General features: G+C 57.5%; 18 protein-coding genes and 1 pseudogene. 9 read left to right on the top strand and 10 right to left on the bottom strand.

Features of this window, described 5'->3' with window-relative positions; all coding sequences use genetic code 11:
• Positions 1–731 precede the first annotated feature (731 nt).
• Both ABIE49_RS12375 and ABIE49_RS12370 read left to right on the top strand, forming a co-directional pair.
• Positions 732–2,252, top strand: a complete 1,521-nt coding sequence (locus ABIE49_RS12375) for an ATPase domain-containing protein (RefSeq protein ID WP_192740888.1) — start codon at positions 732–734, stop codon at positions 2,250–2,252.
• A gap of 118 nt (positions 2,253–2,370) precedes the next feature.
• Complete coding sequence (locus ABIE49_RS12370) at positions 2,371–3,909, top strand: ATP-binding protein (protein WP_354066788.1); 1,539 nt, start codon at positions 2,371–2,373, stop codon at positions 3,907–3,909.
• A gap of 184 nt (positions 3,910–4,093) precedes the next feature.
• On the opposite strand, the gene ABIE49_RS12365 is transcribed toward ABIE49_RS12370, so the two are convergent.
• From ABIE49_RS12365 to ABIE49_RS12355, 3 genes are all read right to left on the bottom strand, one after another.
• Positions 4,094–4,390, bottom strand: a complete 297-nt coding sequence (locus ABIE49_RS12365) for a hypothetical protein (RefSeq protein WP_192740886.1) — start codon at positions 4,388–4,390, stop codon at positions 4,094–4,096.
• A gap of 5 nt (positions 4,391–4,395) precedes the next feature.
• On the bottom strand, positions 4,396–4,578 hold the full coding sequence (locus ABIE49_RS12360) for a hypothetical protein (RefSeq protein ID WP_192740885.1): 183 nt from the start codon (positions 4,576–4,578) through the stop codon (positions 4,396–4,398).
• Positions 4,579–4,670: 92 nt separating this feature from the next.
• On the bottom strand, positions 4,671–5,048 hold the full coding sequence (locus ABIE49_RS12355; RefSeq protein ID WP_192740884.1) for a hypothetical protein: 378 nt from the start codon (positions 5,046–5,048) through the stop codon (positions 4,671–4,673).
• A gap of 1,024 nt (positions 5,049–6,072) precedes the next feature.
• Between ABIE49_RS12355 and ABIE49_RS40045 the strand changes: the two are divergent.
• A pseudogene (locus tag ABIE49_RS40045) lies at positions 6,073–6,159 on the top strand (LuxR C-terminal-related transcriptional regulator); the annotation flags it as partial.
• Complete coding sequence (locus tag ABIE49_RS12340; RefSeq protein ID WP_354067739.1) at positions 6,160–6,663, top strand: hypothetical protein; 504 nt, start codon at positions 6,160–6,162, stop codon at positions 6,661–6,663. It begins immediately after the preceding pseudogene.
• Positions 6,664–7,423: 760 nt separating this feature from the next.
• Here the strand turns inward: ABIE49_RS12340 and ABIE49_RS12335 are convergent.
• Positions 7,424–7,564, bottom strand: a complete 141-nt coding sequence (locus tag ABIE49_RS12335) for a hypothetical protein (RefSeq protein ID WP_354066787.1) — start codon at positions 7,562–7,564, stop codon at positions 7,424–7,426.
• Between the two features lie 162 nt (positions 7,565–7,726).
• On the opposite strand from ABIE49_RS12335, the gene ABIE49_RS12330 reads away from it, so the two are divergent.
• The 4 genes from ABIE49_RS12330 to ABIE49_RS12315 all read left to right on the top strand — a co-directional run bounded on the left by ABIE49_RS12330 (position 7,727) and on the right by ABIE49_RS12315 (position 11,801).
• Positions 7,727–8,176 carry a hypothetical protein gene (locus ABIE49_RS12330; protein WP_210337596.1) on the top strand — a complete coding sequence of 150 codons (450 nt, stop codon included), beginning with the start codon at positions 7,727–7,729 and terminating at the stop codon, positions 8,174–8,176.
• Positions 8,177–8,563: 387 nt separating this feature from the next.
• Complete coding sequence (locus ABIE49_RS12325; RefSeq protein ID WP_192740829.1) at positions 8,564–9,397, top strand: ABC transporter substrate-binding protein; 834 nt, start codon at positions 8,564–8,566, stop codon at positions 9,395–9,397.
• Positions 9,398–10,082: 685 nt separating this feature from the next.
• Positions 10,083–10,898 carry a hypothetical protein gene (locus tag ABIE49_RS12320; RefSeq protein WP_354066786.1) on the top strand — a complete coding sequence of 272 codons (816 nt, stop codon included), beginning with the start codon at positions 10,083–10,085 and terminating at the stop codon, positions 10,896–10,898.
• 696 nt (positions 10,899–11,594) lie between these two features.
• Positions 11,595–11,801, top strand: coding sequence for a Rap1a/Tai family immunity protein (locus ABIE49_RS12315; protein ID WP_354066785.1), 207 nt, complete (start codon positions 11,595–11,597; stop codon positions 11,799–11,801).
• 389 nt (positions 11,802–12,190) lie between these two features.
• Here ABIE49_RS12315 and ABIE49_RS12310 read toward each other — a convergent pair whose 3' ends face one another.
• The 6 genes from ABIE49_RS12310 to ABIE49_RS12285 form a co-directional block, all read right to left on the bottom strand.
• Positions 12,191–12,388, bottom strand: coding sequence for a hypothetical protein (locus ABIE49_RS12310; RefSeq protein ID WP_192740830.1), 198 nt, complete (start codon positions 12,386–12,388; stop codon positions 12,191–12,193).
• 946 nt (positions 12,389–13,334) lie between these two features.
• Positions 13,335–13,595 carry a hypothetical protein gene (locus ABIE49_RS12305; RefSeq protein ID WP_192740831.1) on the bottom strand — a complete coding sequence of 87 codons (261 nt, stop codon included), beginning with the start codon at positions 13,593–13,595 and terminating at the stop codon, positions 13,335–13,337.
• Complete coding sequence (locus ABIE49_RS12300; protein WP_192740832.1) at positions 13,592–14,038, bottom strand: hypothetical protein; 447 nt, start codon at positions 14,036–14,038, stop codon at positions 13,592–13,594. The genes ABIE49_RS12305 and ABIE49_RS12300 overlap by 4 nt, the downstream gene beginning before the upstream one ends.
• Before the next feature lie 482 nt (positions 14,039–14,520).
• Positions 14,521–14,661 (bottom strand): hypothetical protein, encoded by a 141-nt coding sequence (locus tag ABIE49_RS12295; protein ID WP_192740845.1) that lies wholly within the window; start codon positions 14,659–14,661, stop codon positions 14,521–14,523.
• A gap of 17 nt (positions 14,662–14,678) precedes the next feature.
• Positions 14,679–14,924 carry a hypothetical protein gene (locus ABIE49_RS12290; protein ID WP_192740833.1) on the bottom strand — a complete coding sequence of 82 codons (246 nt, stop codon included), beginning with the start codon at positions 14,922–14,924 and terminating at the stop codon, positions 14,679–14,681.
• A gap of 1,059 nt (positions 14,925–15,983) precedes the next feature.
• Positions 15,984–16,457, bottom strand: a complete 474-nt coding sequence (locus tag ABIE49_RS12285; RefSeq protein ID WP_354067465.1) for an ATP-dependent DNA ligase — start codon at positions 16,455–16,457, stop codon at positions 15,984–15,986.
• Positions 16,458–16,761: 304 nt separating this feature from the next.
• On the opposite strand from ABIE49_RS12285, the gene ABIE49_RS12280 reads away from it, so the two are divergent.
• Positions 16,762–16,947, top strand: a complete 186-nt coding sequence (locus tag ABIE49_RS12280; protein ID WP_192740834.1) for a hypothetical protein — start codon at positions 16,762–16,764, stop codon at positions 16,945–16,947.
• The last annotated feature ends 208 nt before the right edge of the window (positions 16,948–17,155 follow it).

The following is a 17,155-nucleotide window of genomic DNA, read 5'->3' as shown; positions in this document are numbered from 1 at the left end:
AAATTCAGAATTAGAAGGTGCTTGCGACGACGCGCGACGCATTACCGCTTTTTCCGGAAGTGAAGTGAACGCGAAACGGCCCCAGCTCAGGGGTGGGGCCGGGGCCGTCGTCTCGGGGAGCATGCGCCGGCGCGGCCGGCGCGATCAGCTAATAGCGAAGGGCCGTAACAGTTCCTATGCGAAGGGTGCGGCGCCAGGTGAAATGAAAGTCATCCGAGCACCCGAGCAGGACCCTTTAGGAACTCGTCTGGTCTTTAGAAATTAAGCGCAAAGGCCGGTCATCGCCTTGGGTGGGGCAATTGGAAGTGGTCGGCTTAGGGGTCGCCGGTCATTAAATGGACTCCTCCCGGCGACCCCGATTCAGGTTACGGTCGGCGCACATTAGTTCCGCTAGCGCCGCGTGAATCGTTCGTTATGTCCCCGTTGGCCTCCTCAACCTGATCTGCAAGGGTGGTCAGGTGCAAGCCAGCCGGTCGAACAGCTCGCGCTTCTTCGGGTCGGTGGCAAGAGCCGACATTCGGCTGCGTCTGTCCGAGTTTTTCCAGGCGAGCTTCGTCTTTCATCGTCCCGATCTCCCGGCGTAGGCGCCCGTTCCAGCCGCTGATCAGTATGGCAAAAACTTCAGATTTCTCCCTCGGGACCGTATTACGTCGCCTGATCAAAGAGTTAGATATGGAACTCTCGGGGCAAAAACTAGTTGCTTATGCACTTTTGCGAGATGGGGAGCTATTATGATCCAGGATAAGGAGCTGCTTGATGAACTAGAGCTTCCAAAAATCTCCACCGGAAATTCCGGTCTGGATGACATTCTCGGCGGCGGCATCGACCCCGAAAGGATGTACCTGTTTGAAGGGCAACCCGGCTCAGGCAAGACCACGCTCGCGCTTGAATTCCTGCTGGAGGGCGTTCGCAGAGGCCAGCCCACACTTTACATCACGCTCTCGGAGACCGAGCGCGAACTGCGACTTGTCGCGAAGCGTCACGGTTGGTCTCTCGAAGGAATCACGATCTTCGAGTTGATCCCGTCAGAGGCCAGCCTGGATCCGACCCAGGAACTCACCGTGCTTCAACCTGCCGAGATGGAACTCAGCGAAACCACGCAAATGATCTTTGATCGGGTCGAAGCCCTGGGCCCTGGCCGCATCGTGCTGGACAGCCTTTCGGAGCTTCGGCTCTTGGCACAAAGCCCGCTTAGATACCGTCGCCAGATCCTTGCGCTCAAACACTTCTTTTCTGGTCGCAGGTCCACGGTTGTCCTGCTCGACGACCTCTCATCACAGCAGAACGATCTGCAACTGCATTCGATTGTCCACGGGGTCGTTTTGCTAGAGCAATTGGCCATCGATTACGGCGCGCAGCGGCGCCGGCTTCGGGTCGTGAAGATGCGAGGTATCGATTTCAAGGGTGGATTTCACGACTTCACCATCCGACATGGCGGCCTCCGGGTCTATCCCCGGCTCGTCGCTGCCGAGCATCATAAGGAGTTCGATACAGAGGCGGTCTTGAGCGGAAACGCAGAGCTCGACTTGATGCTGGGTGGTGGTTTGGAGCGTGGAACGAACGTGCTGCTCATCGGTGCCGCCGGCGTCGGAAAATCATCGCTAGCGCTTACTTACGTTATCGCGGCTGCATCTCGGAACGAGCGTTCCGCAATTTTCGCCTTCGACGAAGGGCGCGGCACGATGAGCGCACGCGCCAAGACCTTGGGGCTTCCGCTTCAGGAGGGCCTCGAGAATGGCCTAATCGAGGTCCATCAGATCGACCCTGCTGAAATGGCGCCCGGCGAGTTCGCCGATGCCGTTCGACGGAGTGTGGAGGTCGGAAATGCGCAAGTAGTGATCATCGACAGTCTTAATGGTTATCTCAACTCGATGCCTGACGAGCGGTTTTTGATCCTGCAGATGCACGAACTGCTGAGCTATCTCAGTAAGCGAGGCGTATCGACTATTCTGGTACTCGCGCAACATGGCCTGGTCGGACCAATGGATACCCCGCTCGATATCAGCTATCTCGCCGACGGGGTGCTGATGCTGCGTTATTTCGAATTTGACGGCAGCGTGCGCCGCGCACTGTCGGTCGTGAAAAAACGAAGCGGCAATCACGAACATACAATTCGGGAATTCAAGCTCAGCAGCCAAGGCATTACCGTCGGACCTCCACTCAAAGGGTTCAGCGGCATTTTCAGCGGCACGCCGATCTACAAAGGGGAGGAGACACCTCTGCTGTCTCAGGACGCCGATGGTCCGGGTTGAAACGCCAACAGGGGTGGCCCTGATCCTGATGCCCGTCGGTCGTGACTCGGCTACTGTAGCCGACCTAGTCGGAAGGACGGGCTTAAGCCCCGTGATTTGCAAGACGACGCAGGAGGTGGTGGATAATCTGGAATGCATCGTCGAGGTGGTGCTGTTGGCGGAGGAGGCCCTTTACGGCAATAACATTTTCGCTCTGGAAGAATGGGTAGACTGTCAACCGCCGTGGTCTGATCAACCCTTTATCGTCCTGACTAACCATAATGAAGGTCCCAAGTTTTCAGCTTTCCGGCGAGAAGTTGTGAAGCGCCTGCGCAATGTCGCCTTCCTTGAGCGTCCATTGCAGGCCATCACGCTTCAGACGACTGTTGTTTCTGCCGAACGCGCTCGAAGGCGGCAATATGAAGCACGCGCTTACCTTGAAAATCAACGCGACGCGGCGCAGGTGCTCGAACGCTTGGTGGCTGAGAGAACCGCGGACCTTGAGCGGGCGAATCGCCAACTACGTGAAGAAATAGCGGGTCGCGAGCGGGCCCAGGCAGCGTTGCTGCAGGCGCAAAAAATCGAGGCGTTGGGACAGCTTGTCGGCGGTGTAGCGCATGACTTCAATAACCTGCTCATGGCTATCATTGGCAACCTTGACCTTCTTACAAAAAAATTGGGAGAGGACGCGCGGCTTCAGAGGCTTCTGAATGGCGCAATGGCAGGTGCCCAGCGCGGCGCCATTCTCACGCAAAGGCTGCTTGCATTTGCCCGCAAGCAGGAACTCAAGGCGCAGGCGACGGATGTCCGAAGACTTGTCTCGGATATGCTCAATCTCATCGAGCGTTCGGTCGGACCGATGGTCCGCGTCGAACTAAAGGCGGAGTATAGCCTGCCGGCCATCGATGTTGATCCCAACCAGCTCGAAATGGCGCTGCTTAATCTTGCCTTGAATGCGCGAGATGCCATGCTTTCTGGTGGAGTGCTCACGATAGGGCTGAGCTTGAAAGATGTGCATGATGACCATCATATTGGCATTTCGTCCGGACGATACGTCGAGCTTTCGGTTCAGGACACGGGCGTCGGCATGGACGCAGAGACTCTGGCGCGAGCCGTCGAGCCTTTCTTCTCGACTAAGGGGGTAGGTAAGGGCACCGGTTTGGGCCTTTCGATGGTATTCGGGTTGGCGCAACAATCCGGAGGCGCTTTGCGTCTGGAAAGCTCCCTATCGGGCGGAACAACCGTCAGGCTTTACCTGCCGATTGCGATGAAAGCTCCGGCGGTCCCCGGCCGCGCGCCGGTTACCCCTAAGCGATCGGCCTCAGCAAGGATACTGTTCGTGGACGACGATCCTCTGATTGCAGCCAGCACGGTCTCTCTCCTGGAAGATCTGGGCCACGATGTGATCGAAGCGCACTCGGCGCCAGAGGCGTTGCGGCTTCTAGAGCGAGGATTGGTTCCGGACCTGCTAATAACGGATCACGCGATGCCGGGAATGACAGGTAGCGAACTCGCCCTTGAAGTGCGTCGCCGACATTCACGACTTCCCATCCTGCTTGCCACGGGATTTGCCGAGCTGGATGGCGACAAAGTGGCTGACCTCCCGCGGCTTGGTAAGCCCTATACGCTGGATCAACTCGCGAGCGAGATCGCGCGTCTACTCCCGCTCGAAAAGTAAGGGGATCAGATAGGCTTGGGCTAAAGGGCCAGCGACCAAGGTTCGCTCCCCTTGGTGGCGGGACATGGTCGACGAGTCGGCAGCGGCAGGCCAGCTTCTTGCATCGCTTTCTCCAAGCCGTCCAGGCTCGCTGGCGGCGATACTCGACGAAGTCGGCTTCCATGCATCGCGGCAGGTAGTCTTTCTACGCCGTTTCAAAGCCAGCCCGGGCCTGTTCGAAGGTTGACGCGTAGCCGCTGCGGGAGCGACCGCGATGTGATGCACGTCCCATCTCCATTGCTTGGCCTTCACCGGCAAGCCTGCCTGCATCGCGAGCGTGCCGGGTCGCGATCTTTCGATCTCGCTGCCAAAGCTCTACATCGTAGCTATCGACCAGGGCTTTGGCCCGCTCAATGGCGTCTTTTTGTTTCTCAAAGCGAAGATCGATCCGGTTATTAACGTGGCCATCCGGTCCGATGATGTATGCGTAAAAGCCGTCCATCGGGTTCACCGTGCGATGTAGCAAGCCAGCCATCGTGGTGAATCTTGGTCGATCCAGTTCTGCGCGTCGTCGTCCGAGCCAAAGCCGGTAACGACCTCTCGCCGGCCGTCCGGCAACATCGCGATTACGCAACTTCCGAGGCCGATTTTGTCTTTTTCGCTTGTGAATGACGGCTTCGCCTCCGGCATCGCGCACCTCCGGTTTTTGAGCGACGGGCAGTTTATCACAGAGGCACGCCAAAGCGCCCCACGAGGGGAATTGTTTTAGATTGCGAGCAACGTTAGCGCTTTGACTTCTTATTTTTCCTCTTAGATGACTTTTTGGCGGATTTCTTCGACGCCTTATTAGCTGACGTCTTCGGTGCGGACTTCTTCGCGGCCTTTTTCGATTTCTTGGCCGTCGACTTTTTTGCTGACTTCTTCGAGGCCTTCTTGGCGGTCTTCTTAGCCGCTGCAGCCTTGGCTACTTTCTTGGCGGCCTTCTTGACCGACCTCGGTACGCGCTTCGCAACCGCTTTGGTGGCCTTCTTTGCGACGGTCTTAACCGCGGCCTCAGCCAATGTTCCTGCCGCTCCAGCGACCAGATCGGTCATCTGCTCCATAATGGGCCTCTTGGATTGGTCGGCCTCATTAGCTTGCTCGGGCTTTTCAGTGTCCATGGTGTCCTCCAGAATCGGTATCCTAGCTCATTTTTCCTTCAGGCGGCATTGGTAGGGTGGGGTATCTCCCAAGAAATCATTCAGAGGGACTGATTTATGGAAATAGTGGCAGCCATCATCACGGGTGTGTTGAGCTTAGGTTATCCTGGCTCAACGCCGATCCGCCATTAGCCCCCTTAGTTGCCACGCAATCGCTTAATGCTAGAAGAGCACCTCACAAAAAGGAGTCCCTTGTGGCCAAGAAAGCTAAGAAGAAGCCAAAGCCAAGAAGACGGCGGCACGTCGTGGATATACGAAAGACGATCTAAAGCTGCTGAAGACGCATTCGAAGTCTAAGACTCCGGTGGAGCGTATCGCAAAGCTTATGAAGCGATCGGGTGCGACGTTGCGTCAAAAGGCGAGGGCAATGGGTCTGCCGCTGGGCCACCGTCGATAAATTGATACCGGGCGGCCCGTCTGCATGGTGTCAGGTGGACCGCCCGGCCAGAGGACCGTCTGTGGCTAAACGAGACGGCTGCCCCGAGAATACACAAGCGCGGTTTGAGTTCCTATTTTTTAGGCGCAGTAGTGATTTCGCGCCTGACCCGCAGAGTGCTGGTTTGCCGGAAGCACCAGAATAGGAACGGTGAAGTATTTACAAAGTTTTCTTACGCAGCAAGAGTGGTGTGGACCCATGTACGCTGCGCACTTTCCCATAACCGAAAACAATCTTCATGTCCCACCCCTCGAGTTCGAGCAAACCGAATCTTTGCGTGATGCGCGAAGCTGGGACAAAGCTCGTTCAGGTTCGTGGCATTATCTGGGCACAAGACGCGGCCTCATCGAAAGCATCCTTGACCCGCCCTAGCCGGTTCGGCGGATTGAACCATGGCTTTATTAGGCTGGTGTAGCAGCTGCCATTAGACAGCCGATCCTAAGCCGGTCCCTACGAGAGAATGAGAAAGATGGCAGGCCCGATCACTTCGCGGGCAATTGTCTTCAAAGATTGCGACCCTCACGCCGCGTGAACGAGAAGTATTAGTGGGTGTGGGTCGCGGGACGCTTAAATAAGCAGATCGCAGCCGAATTTGGCACGGTCGAAAAAACCATCAAGGTTCATCGCGGGAGAATGATGCAGAAATTCGCACCCTTCGACCTCGTTCGGATGACCAGTAAACTTAGGTGCAAGCCGGTGCTCGGCCTAACGCTGGCCGCCGCGCGCCAGGCCACCGGCGCAGGGCCGCCTCAATACGGATTAGCAGCGCGGGCAAACCCAGTTGCCGTAGGTATCGTAGCCGCAGCCGCCACCGTAATAGGCCCCTGCCGCAGCCGCGCCAACGGCAGCCGCGCCAACCGCCGCCGCGCCGTAGCCCCGACGATATCCGTATCCGCCGTAACCGTAGCGACCGCCGCGCACTGCGACAGCGCCACCCCGCGCGCCTCGAACCGCTACCGCGCCGCCGCGGTAACCTCGGCCTGCAACAGCGCCGCCGCGATAGCCGCCACCATGAAATCCGCCACCACCACGGAAGCCACCACCGCCGCGACCGCGAGCATCGGCAGGGTCTGGGATCAAACTGGCGGTGAGCAGAACGAGTGCTGCTGGAGCAGCGAGAATATAGCGAAGCATGACTGATCTTCTTTCTACATACCCAGCCGAGACGGAAATTGTTGCGCTGTCAGAGTGGGGCGTTGATGTAGATCAACGGAACTGGATCGCTCGACCGTGGTCCGCTCAAACAAATGCGAATGATCCCGACCGTACGTTCTGCCCCGTCTGCGTATTCGCGCGTCGTTAAGCGTACAAATGCGGTGTTCAACCTCACGCAAACAGATCTGCGCCGGCCGGCATGAACTTTTCGTAGGTTCCGCTCTCGTGGTACCACAGCCAGCCCTTATCGATTGCTTGCTGCAATCCAGCCCAGTATTCGAACAGCATCGGGCGGTCGATCTTCTCGATATGGATGCGGCCATCTGAATGGCCTCGACGGTGCTGGCGATCTCAATCAGTTTGCGCGCGGCGGCCTCCGGATCTGCGAATGGGCGGTCGGTGCGGAACTTCATGGTGCTACGAATCCATATGTGCTTCGTGAACGTGGCGGTCGGTTATCGCTATATCGATCGGGGCGCCACAGTAACACCGTGCCTGTCCACTGGTTGATTGCGTCGGCAGCGGCAGGCCAGCGGCATACATGGCGTATTTCCATGCCGTCCAGGCGCGCTCGCGCCGGTACTCGTCGAAGTCGGCTTCCGTGCACCGGGGCAGGTAGTCCTAGACCGCGGACTTCTGCATCCGCCTGAAGCTCAAGAAAACTCCCACAGCTAGTGGGGGACCTATTCTACTCAGGTCCGCCCCCGAATGTTCTGGTGTGGAAAGTGATTTCAGTCGGGACGTTTTAGGATGTGTTCGCTCTTTTTGGCGCGGTGAACGCCGCCGGTTGCGGCATCGAAAGATACTTTTTCCGCGCTGTAACCGCATAGGTGCCGGCGAAGATCAGAATTGCCGCGACGGCCGTCAAAGCGATGAACTTTTCCATTTTAGGAATGTGCTTTGGTACCGGTTTCACACTGGCTCAGTGGATGGTGAGCCAAATCAAGCAGTCCGACCCGGCCGTGGCTCGTGCTCTCGACAACACCATGAACAGGTTTGTCGCAGAAGCGCCGGATCCGACGCTCTTTCGCCGCCATCGGGTGACGCGATGTCCAATCGCCGCATTATAAGATCAATGGTCATCAAGGAAATCAGCGCGGTGGACCGTCCCGCTCAGGAGGGCGCACGTATGGCGATCATCAAAGGTGTAAGAGCCGACGTGCCCAATTTCGGCAAAGCAGCGGAAGCCGAGTGGGATGCCGCCCTTTCCGCCTACGCAAAGCGCAACAACCTCTCCGTAAATGCTGCGACGCTTGAGTTCGCAAATACCGTCGAGGCGAGCCAGATTTACAAACGGACGAAGGTCACAGCCCGATCAGATGCGATAGTTAAAGCTGCCGCAATCGGCAACGTGTCGGCCGAAGAACTTGCGAAGGCAGCATTTCCGGAATTGTCGCCCTCCGCTGCGATGGTTGCTTGGCTGGATACGTCAGAAGGGCGCAAATTCTACACGGACGATGTCGCAGCAAGAAGGAACGCGCGGCAAGGCGTCGCATAAGACCGCGACGGATTTTACCGTTGTTCAGGGCGAACCACCGCCGCCGGGCATCAAGCCATGTCCGCCATCGCAGGTGAAGCAGACTGTTTGGGTGCATCGCGGAATCGACACGAATGACCCACATCGCACATTGGGACGCAGCGTTTGCACCCGATTGTTTGCCCTTTCTCACTCGCCGTTTCGCCACAAAGTGTTAGGCTCGGCATTTGCCAAGACGCGCGTTCTCGGAGGTACCCATGCGTCGGCGGGAGTTCATCGCCCTTCTCGGCGGTTCGGCAGCCACGCTGCCGCTTGGGGCGCGTGCGAAGGGCGAGCGCGTCCGCCGCGTCGGCATATTACTCCCCGCAACTGTGGGATTCCGAATATCCCGGGCTCGTCAGTGCCTTAGTGCAGAGACTGCAGCAACTGGGTTGGAGCGAAGGCCGCAACGTTCGGATCGACATTCGCTGGGCCGGGGGTGGTACCGACGCTAATCGCAAATTTGCAGATGAATTGATCGCGTTGGCACCGGATGTAATCGTGGCGGCCGGCAACACGTCGGCGGCGCCGCTGCTCCAGGCCACAACAGCCATACCGATCGTGTTTACGGTCGTTCCCGATCCAGTTGGCGCCGGACTTGTCGACAGTCTGGCGCGACCCGGCGGCAACGCCACGGGATTCACGAGTTTTTCATATGACATAGGAGGGAAATGGCTGGAGCTACTTAAGGAACTCGCTCCGCGCGTGACGCGGGTGGCAGTCCTCCGAGATTCCAATTTCACCGCTGGAGTTGGTCAGTGGAGCGCGGTTCAAACGGCGGCCCCATCATTCGGGATGGAGGCGAGTCCGATCAACTTGCGCGATGCAGCAGAACTCGAGCGCGCGGTCTCAACATTTGCAGGCAATCCGAATGGTGGTCTGATTGTAACGTCGAGCGGACTGGCGATTAGTCATCGCGGTATGATCATCGCGCAAGCAGCCAAGCATAGACTCCCGGCTGTATACTACAGCCGCGGCTTTGTTTCGGCCGGAGGGTTGATTTCTTACGGGTCCGATCGGGTCGATCAGTTCCGACGCGGCGCGGGATATGTCGATCGTATCCTCAAGGGCGAGAAACCGGCTGACCTGCCGGTGCAGGCGCCAACCAAATATGAGCTGATTATCAATCTCAAGACTGCAAAGGCGCTCGGCCTAACCGTACCGCAGTCGCTGCTCGCGACCGCCGACGAGGTGATCGAGTGAAGCGATGCAATGTCTGAATCTGGCACAAAGCGTCAGTTTGCGCGGTGCGAGAGCATGTCCGGAGTTGGGAGTAAAGCCGACCTACCGGTTGAACTCCCGGAGTTCTTTTCGTTCGCGAGGCCGCGCATCGGCCCGGATGCCTCGGTTATCTTGCAAAGCCGTTCTCCGCGACGTCTCTGATTGAGATGCTCAACATAGCTTCGGCTGTCTCAGCAACCGAACCATTAAGAGGCGGCTCACGCTGACGAGGCTGGCGCGTGCTGTTGGCACATTTGAGACATGCCGACCCGTAGTGACAATGTCCGCTTCCGGAGAAAATCCGGAAGCCCTTGGCGGACAGCCAAACCGACGCGAATGACCCCGCAACGGGACATCAAGCAATTAATGAAGGCGTTGGTACAGCGGACATCGCGACAAAACCTTGTACTCCTCCGATCGCCGGCAAATTTTCCCGCCGAACAGTCAGGAAATGGGTCATTCGCGACCGGGTTTAGCCAAGCTAGAATTGCGGCGTTCGCCATGAGCACGCCTTGACGACATTTTGCAGTTATGGTGGCCTGACGGGTTATCGGCGGTTGGAGATTATGCAGTCATTTGCCAGTCCCGCCATCGATGCCTCAGTATGGGAAATAGCGGTGGTGGTGCCGACGATTCGGGCCCAGACTCGCTATTTTGGGGGTGGTGAATGGCGAAGGACAATCTCTCGGGCAGCACTTCGGTTTACAAGCACGTCCAAGAATCAGTGCAACGCCCCGATGTTGGTGTCGAAGCGCAATTCACGAATAAGAAGGCGCCCAAAACCTATCGATACGACTCGAGCCTCGCTCCCGAACTGTCATGGGATGAAAGCGCGGATCGTGGGTTTGCCGAATGGCTGCTGCGCCTTGTTGCGGACGCGGCAGAGAAAGGAGAAGCCAAAGTCTTCCCTGCGCCGAAAGTGTGGGAAGGGAATGGAGAAAGTTTTTCGTCGTTAACACAATGCGTGGCCCGCCTTCGCAGCCTCACCAAGCCCTTTGTCAACTGGACTGGCAAGGCGGAACGTCACAAGATGACAGTGCCAACTTTGCCGCTGTTCGTTCACGAACGTCATTCGACGCAGGCGATTCTCGAAACCTTAAAATCTCACCGGGCGATCGGCACCGATCTCGACCTGTTCGGTGACACTAACCTCGACATTGCCGACAAGCTGGATGCCTACGAACACGAGGGCCCGTGGACCAACCGCCTCATTCTCGGGGACTCGTTGCAGGTCATGAACTCTCTGCTCGAATTCGAGGGCATGAGCGGCCAAGTACAGATGATCTATTTCGACCCGCCGTACGGCGTTAAATTCGGATCGAACTTCCAGCCCTTCGTCCGCAAGAATTTCGTCAAACACGACGCGGACGATGAAATGATCCGCGAGTCCGAGATGGTAAGGGCTTATCGCGATACATGGGAAGACCACGACACTGAACCAATGAGGACGCCGCGCCGGAGTGTCGCTTGGATTGAAATTTAATGTGAAAGAGCAGGATCGCTCGATGTGCCACCGCCCCCAGCCAGAACGTGATCCGGATGCGCCGGCTCCGACACTGGCTAGGCCGGGGGCGAAGCAATCTGCCGTCGCGGAGCAAGAGAATTCGATCAGCGAGTTCGCCGGGCGGGCAGTCCTCGCCTTCGCGCGGAAACTGGGACGTCTCGTCTGATGCGAGCAGCTTCTAGTTTGTAAAAGCGCTTTGCATCATTGTAATCAGTGCAGTTTGCGATGGTACGAATAAGACGCGCCGTCGATATTGGCGAAAGCGCGCCGGCACTGCCGAGCTTCCTCGCTAGAGTAACGACACTCAAAGTATTCAACGCCTCACCTCGGCGAGATACTTAGTTCCGTCGTCCATAAAAATCCCCTCCCAATCACTGTGCGATCACATCCTTTAGCAACCAGAGCGGGCGAGCAAGGGGCGAAATTCGACGGTTCAAGCGGACAAATCGGGGCGTGCCTTATTTAGTGCCACTAAAGCATGCTCGGCTCAGTTTGTTGGACGCGGCTATCAATACGGAGGTGCAATGCGTCGATCTAAACTAAGCCTGTGCGGATTTGCTATCGTCGCGGCCCTGATGTTGAGTGGCGGATCGGTACGTGCCCTCGATGTTGATTATAAAATAGCGAACAGTGTCATGCCCGGGTGCCGGTTAGCCCTATCACCGACTGCCAGTAATGACCCTTTTGACCAGGGGATTTTGCATGGGTTTGGTCTACGGAATAATCTTCAATTCAGAAGCATGCATCCCAACTTCCGTCACCCGGGCGCAAGCGGTACGAGCCGTCGTGCAGTACATCGACGCCCAACCAGCGAGAATGCACGAAAGTTTTGCTAAACTAGCCGATGCAGCCATAACGACCACATGGCCGTGCAAGCCTTAGAATAGACGCGTCAACGCCTGCACCAAATCCAAGCGGGCCTATAGGTGGCTAATACAGACGAGCTTGCAGAAGCGGGGTCACTTCGATCTAGCTGGCCAGTCTTCCGAATTGGCCGCGATCCAGTCGGCGGCCTCCTTCTTTGTCGCGAAGTCTCCAACGTGGGAATCGGGTCCATTTCCGGTCACCACGACAACAGTCCAAGTGCCGGTCTTTCGCTGCTTTGGTTGAAACTCGGGCTTTGCGCTGTCCATTTTCCAGCCCTTCCGGCACCACGATCGAACTGACCACATACCGAGAACATACGGGAAATTCCTAAACGCGGATTCTGAGGGTGGAAAGCACCCTAGATGAGGTACTCCGAAGAGCGCATGAATGCGCCACAACTCGCATTAAAGGCCGTTGCTGGCGTTCGCGATAATCGATGAAAACTCTTCAATCGAATAGCACTTGATGCCGTCGCGAATAGAAACGTCGGCGAGCTTGCTCACGACATGCCATTCCACCGCTTTGGCAAATGCTTCTTTCGCAGTTTCGGTAGTCGCGGAAACGAGATGATCGTCAACGTAGGCGGAGACTGAAAATGGCATGAACCAGTGATTCCGAATCGAAGCTCCAGCATCTCCCGATAACGCGAAATCCCCCGTCCGGGGGGCTAGCGCGGACGGGGGCATTCCAAAGCGCTCCCGGCGGCGTTTTAATGAGCGCCATCGAAAGCCTAACAGCGGAGTTCATTGCCGCAAAGCAGATTCGGGAAAACTTGGTATTTGTACCGGGACACGCCTGCGGCCCCGCCTCACTTGCGGTAATACGTCCCACCCAAACGGGAATTATGAGATGATTGCGCGCGTTGCTATAAGCGCATCGTGAACCTTGAGTAAGCGGCGGACGAAAACTGCTTGCCGAAATAACCCGCGCACAAAACGGGAATGGCCCAAACTGCTTATGACTAAAGTGGCGGGGAATTTCGGGAACAAGTGGCAATGATCAGAATTGAGGGGGTGTCCGAAAGGACGACATGTATGGTGATACGGCAAACTTTCCGGCCTCAGCGCGCTTCCCCGAGTGGTGCTGGTGCCTTTCTTTTGGGCGAGTTTCACACAACGCCGTGCGGTAGTGCGTCAGTTTGTGGCAGAGTGCCGGGGTGGAAAGTGCCGGTCTACTTCGCATACTGGCGACATAGACGACCACCGCGAAGAACTCCTGGACGAGCTAGCCAGCATTTTGGTCAGCCTGAACGCTGATCTCAGCCTCGTTGTTGCGACGCGGTATCTGGTTCGTGCGTTTGGGGACACCGGTCCTGATGAAGTTTCCCGGATGAATGAACTTGCCCAGTCGTATGGGTGCTCTTTTCTGTTCGATAAAGCCGGGGGCTTTGGGACCTTCAGACGCGCCTATCCGCAAGTTGGTCACGCCTGACGGCGGCCCCAGAGCGGCTGGCGATACAGTTGGGGCCACCCCGTGGCACCCGCAGGCAGCGGCGGAGCGCCAAAGATCAGCTGGCCGCGACCCGACGATTGATACGTTGACGGAGGCTCAAGCGAAGAGCTTTGCTCCGGCCGGAGTGAGCTTCACGAAGGTGCCGCTCTCGTGCAGCAACAGCCACCCGCGCGATATCGCCAGTTCAAGCCCGGCTTTGTATTCGGCCGGGGTGGCGCGCTCCAGGTAGAGCATCGGCGCGTTTATCTTCTCGATGTAAATCTTTCCGTCCACCGGTTCGGTCGCATTGGCGATTTCAAGCAGCTTGCGGGCTGCCGTCTCGGGATCTGAGTAAGGGCGGTCGGTGACGTGTTTCATGCTTGCTGCGAATCCATATGCACATCGCAGATGTGACGGTCGGTTACAGCTATGTCGATCGCTGCGCCACAGAAACAGCGCGCCTGTCCACTGGTTGATTGCGTCGGCAGCGGGAGGCCGGCCTCGCGCATGATGTATTTCCAAGCCGTCCAGGCGCGCTGGCGCCGATACTCGCTGAAATCAGCTTCCGTACATTTCGGGAGGTAGGCTTTCCATGCGACCTCGAAGCCCGCCCGCGCCTCCTCGAAGCTCGCCGAATAGCCGGAGCGGTTATGTCCGCGGTGTGATGCCGGGTAGAAGCCGACATCCCATCTCCATTGCTTGGCCTTGACTGGCAGGCCTGATTGAATCGCGATCGTGCCGACCTGAACGTCACCGTAAAAAGATGTGCCAGCAATCAGAGCGTTCGGGATGACGGCGGCGGGTGAGGGCGGACATAGCACTATTGAAGCGCTGCTCCGCAGCTAACGCAAATTATCAATCCCTTGGGGATCGGGACGGCGCCTAGATACAGCTCCTCGTGGTTCAAGCTCGATATAATCTTTGTGAATCGCACTAATGTTTTATTGCCATCGAAGCGAACGCGGACGGTCCGGCTACGCGTTACCATGATGACGACCAGATAGGCCCCGATCCGACAGTCGGGAGTCGTTTCTGTGAAAAAAGTTGGGACGGGTTCGGTGCACAAAGTAACACAAGTACCAAATTCCATTTTGCGTCACGGAATCGAATTAATTTGCGTTGCGCCATCGCAGGATTAGCGTGGGTCTGACACCCCCTGCCGCCAGGGTGTGTTTCAATCGACGGCCCCGGCATGGTCCCCCTAGGCTGGGGCCGTTGCTTTTCACCGGCAGTGCTATGACCTCGGATCACGCGCGGACCCGCGGCGCGACCCATTTGGAGTTAGTGCGTCAGGTAAAGCGGCCTATCCGGCGCGGCCATCCCAAAGTTCGACCGGCCCGTCTGCAACAATAGCCTTGGCGCGCTCTATCGCCTCGGCTTCATCGGCGCAGTAGAGTTCGATCGAACTGACGACACTACCCTCGAACGTCAGTATGAAGGCCAAGTATCGTTTCATGCTGATCAGGGTTTAGGCTTCGCCTTCAGCCCCAGCGCAACAAGCGGATGTGCAGCACCACCGGTCGTTCGCCGTTTTTTCTTTGGAGGTTCGCGAAGGATTTCGATGGTCCTATCTAGAAGGCCGACCGCGACCGGCGCGAGCGGTAGCTCCAAAGCCAGTCCTCGATAATTTTCAATCTGCAACAAAAGTTTGTCAGTGCTCGAATTTCGAGCGTGGCGCCTGGCGGCGCGCTTCCCCTCAATAGCCATTGACGGCCTCCCCAGACCTGCCCGGCATTCGATAGCGACCGAACATTTAGCGAAGCATCGCAAAAACCCGCCATCCGCGACATATGCCAGATGGGCTAGAGCGCTTCGTGTGGCGCGCGGTCCTTCATCTATTGGGTGGAGCAGCCACCTCCGTAGTCCTTGGAGCAGCCTTGTGTGCGATGTGGGAGACGTTCCATGGTGATAATAGAAAGAGAACCGCTAGCAACGCAGTTGCACCCATTAAGGAGAGCACAGTCGGACTAAGATTACGCTTTTCCGGCATTTTTTCTCCCACGCCCCTGATGTTCAAACGATAAGCATCGAGGAAACGTTCCTCCGGAGCGGGCCGGTATGTCTAAATTCATCGCCTAGGCGGTCGATCGACCTGAGCGGCACAGCTCTGGATCAGCTTCGCTGGCCTCTAATGTCGATAGACTGAGCCGTTCAGGCTGATACAATTCCGGGTGGCCCTTATCCCGGGCCGCACGCAAGGTGACCCTTAGACTTAGCCCCGCCGGGTGAAGGCGGGGCTTTTTCTTGGAGCTAGGAACAATCAGGCGCCGGAAGAATCGATTCTGTGCTCCCGGTTTCCCCAACCTCCAACCGGGAGAAAACCCCCCGCAGGGTTGGCGGCTTTGGTGCGTGTGGCGTTCTCCGCGCCGGGGTCGTTTGCTTGATCGCGGCCCGTAGGCGTTATCGAGGGTAGGCTCGCCTCAGTTTGGTTGGTTCGATGCAGCCAAAAAAAGGCCTCAGCGGTCAGTGGGAAGCGCGCTGAGGCCGGCTAAGTTGGCGTGTCCAAATGTCCTCAAACCAGCAACGCCGGTCACTTGCCAGGTGTTCCCGAAATCCATCGCAATAGAAACGGCCCCAGCGCAGGCGCTAGAGCCGCCAACCCGGTTGGGTTTTCTCCCGGTGGCTTTAAGGGGCGTGAAATCCGGGAGCTTGAATTGACTCTTGGGGAGGTGCGAAGTTCCAAAAAGCAACCGCCTCGGCGCCTGTCTGGGGTGCGCGCTGGGGCCGTTTTTTTCAGGGCGCGTCAGCCGTGCTTATCGCCATCCATCAGGAGAACGCATCTTTGGCCCGCAGCATGGCGGGAGACGCCGGGTTCTTGAACTTCACCCAATTGGGCGAGCGGCCGGGGCGGTAAGGTCGATCATCTAACTTAGATACTAGGCCCTCCAGGCCCATGAGGCAGGCGTGCCGAAAAAGCTCTGAGCCGATCTCGCCGCGCTCGAAGTCGGAGATGAAGATGCCGTCAACGCGCCGCGCCAGTAGCCGGGCGAGGTTTGTCTTCCGCATAGTCAGGGGCAGCTTCCGGATATCGTCGCCATCTGCCACCAGCATATCGAAGGCATAGAACTGCACCTCGTCATTGTGCTTGCGGCTGTGCAGGCCGTCGAAGTCGGAGATCCCGTCAACACCAAGCAGCACGGCCTCACCATCCAGTACAAACGAGCTTGACCGGATGCGTAGCGCGGCCTCGGTGATTAGCGGATATCGGTCGCTCCAGTCGAAGCCGTTGCGGGTGAACAGCCGGACGCGCTTGCCGTCGCGATGAACGATCAGCCGATAGGCTTCACCTCATGGATCCAGCGTTTGAAGCTAGGGACCTTGGTGGCGCGGGTCGGAATGCAGGGTTCGAAGGCACTGGTACGCATGCCGGCTAAGTAAGCTCGGAGCTGGAAAATGCGAGTCCCAGGAGAGGAGCCGCCGGTTCACGCTGGCGGGCTGTCCGTTTCGAAGTGTGATCGCCATCACAGCGACCTATCGAGCCCTCTGAGATGCTCTTGTTACCGGTCAGGGGATGGCCCCGCCGCCAACAAGGGACCAAAAGATCATGAACACGAATCTGAATGGCTTGCTGACGGCAGACGATCTCAACAGCGTTTCGGGCGGCAGCGACGCCAGGGGAGCTGCAGTTAGCATAGTGGTACAATATTTGGTCGACACAGTTTTTATTGCGGATGGGTTGAAGAAAATGACTGGCACGCTGAAAGGCTTAACCCCAAGGCCGCCGAAGTAATGACCGGCGAGGCTCCACCACCAAACAATGTCTCGATTTAATTCAGACTGGTCAGTGGTCGGCATTGATGATCGATGGCTCCGTGAATGCTGGGTTCGCGTTCCGGGCTACCGGGACGAGGCCTGGGAAGCGTTCGAAGGCATGATGGCCACGCGGCATTGACGCTACATACTTGCAATTGCGGCATCTGACTTGAAGCCCGCCGGTT

The sequence above is a fragment of the Bradyrhizobium sp. OAE829 genome (assembly GCF_040546575.1).
GTDB lineage: Bacteria > Pseudomonadota > Alphaproteobacteria > Rhizobiales > Xanthobacteraceae > Bradyrhizobium.
Note: the sequence above shows the minus strand (reverse complement) of the source record. Positions and strands in the feature narration are given on the sequence as shown.

Bases quoted from the DNA above. Each gene is read 5' to 3' on its own strand.
- ABIE49_RS12340 (WP_354067739.1), top strand. From the start codon at position 6,160: ATGCAGAAATTCGCACCCTTCGACCTCGTTCGGATGACCAGTAAACTT.
- ABIE49_RS12375 (WP_192740888.1), top strand. From the start codon at position 732: ATGATCCAGGATAAGGAGCTGCTTGATGAACTAGAGCTTCCAAAAATC.
- ABIE49_RS12360 (WP_192740885.1), bottom strand. From the start codon at position 4,578: ATGCCGGAGGCGAAGCCGTCATTCACAAGCGAAAAAGACAAAATCGGC.
- ABIE49_RS12355 (WP_192740884.1), bottom strand. From the start codon at position 5,048: ATGGACACTGAAAAGCCCGAGCAAGCTAATGAGGCCGACCAATCCAAG.
- ABIE49_RS12315 (WP_354066785.1), top strand. From the start codon at position 11,595: ATGACCCTTTTGACCAGGGGATTTTGCATGGGTTTGGTCTACGGAATA.
- ABIE49_RS12290 (WP_192740833.1), bottom strand. From the start codon at position 14,924: ATGGCTATTGAGGGGAAGCGCGCCGCCAGGCGCCACGCTCGAAATTCG.
- ABIE49_RS12320 (WP_354066786.1), top strand. From the start codon at position 10,083: ATGGCGAAGGACAATCTCTCGGGCAGCACTTCGGTTTACAAGCACGTC.
- ABIE49_RS12280 (WP_192740834.1), top strand. From the start codon at position 16,762: ATGAACACGAATCTGAATGGCTTGCTGACGGCAGACGATCTCAACAGC.
- ABIE49_RS12330 (WP_210337596.1), top strand. From the start codon at position 7,727: ATGTCCAATCGCCGCATTATAAGATCAATGGTCATCAAGGAAATCAGC.
- ABIE49_RS12305 (WP_192740831.1), bottom strand. From the start codon at position 13,595: ATGAAACACGTCACCGACCGCCCTTACTCAGATCCCGAGACGGCAGCC.
- ABIE49_RS12335 (WP_354066787.1), bottom strand. From the start codon at position 7,564: ATGGAAAAGTTCATCGCTTTGACGGCCGTCGCGGCAATTCTGATCTTC.
- ABIE49_RS12310 (WP_192740830.1), bottom strand. From the start codon at position 12,388: ATGCCATTTTCAGTCTCCGCCTACGTTGACGATCATCTCGTTTCCGCG.
- ABIE49_RS12365 (WP_192740886.1), bottom strand. From the start codon at position 4,390: ATGGACGGCTTTTACGCATACATCATCGGACCGGATGGCCACGTTAAT.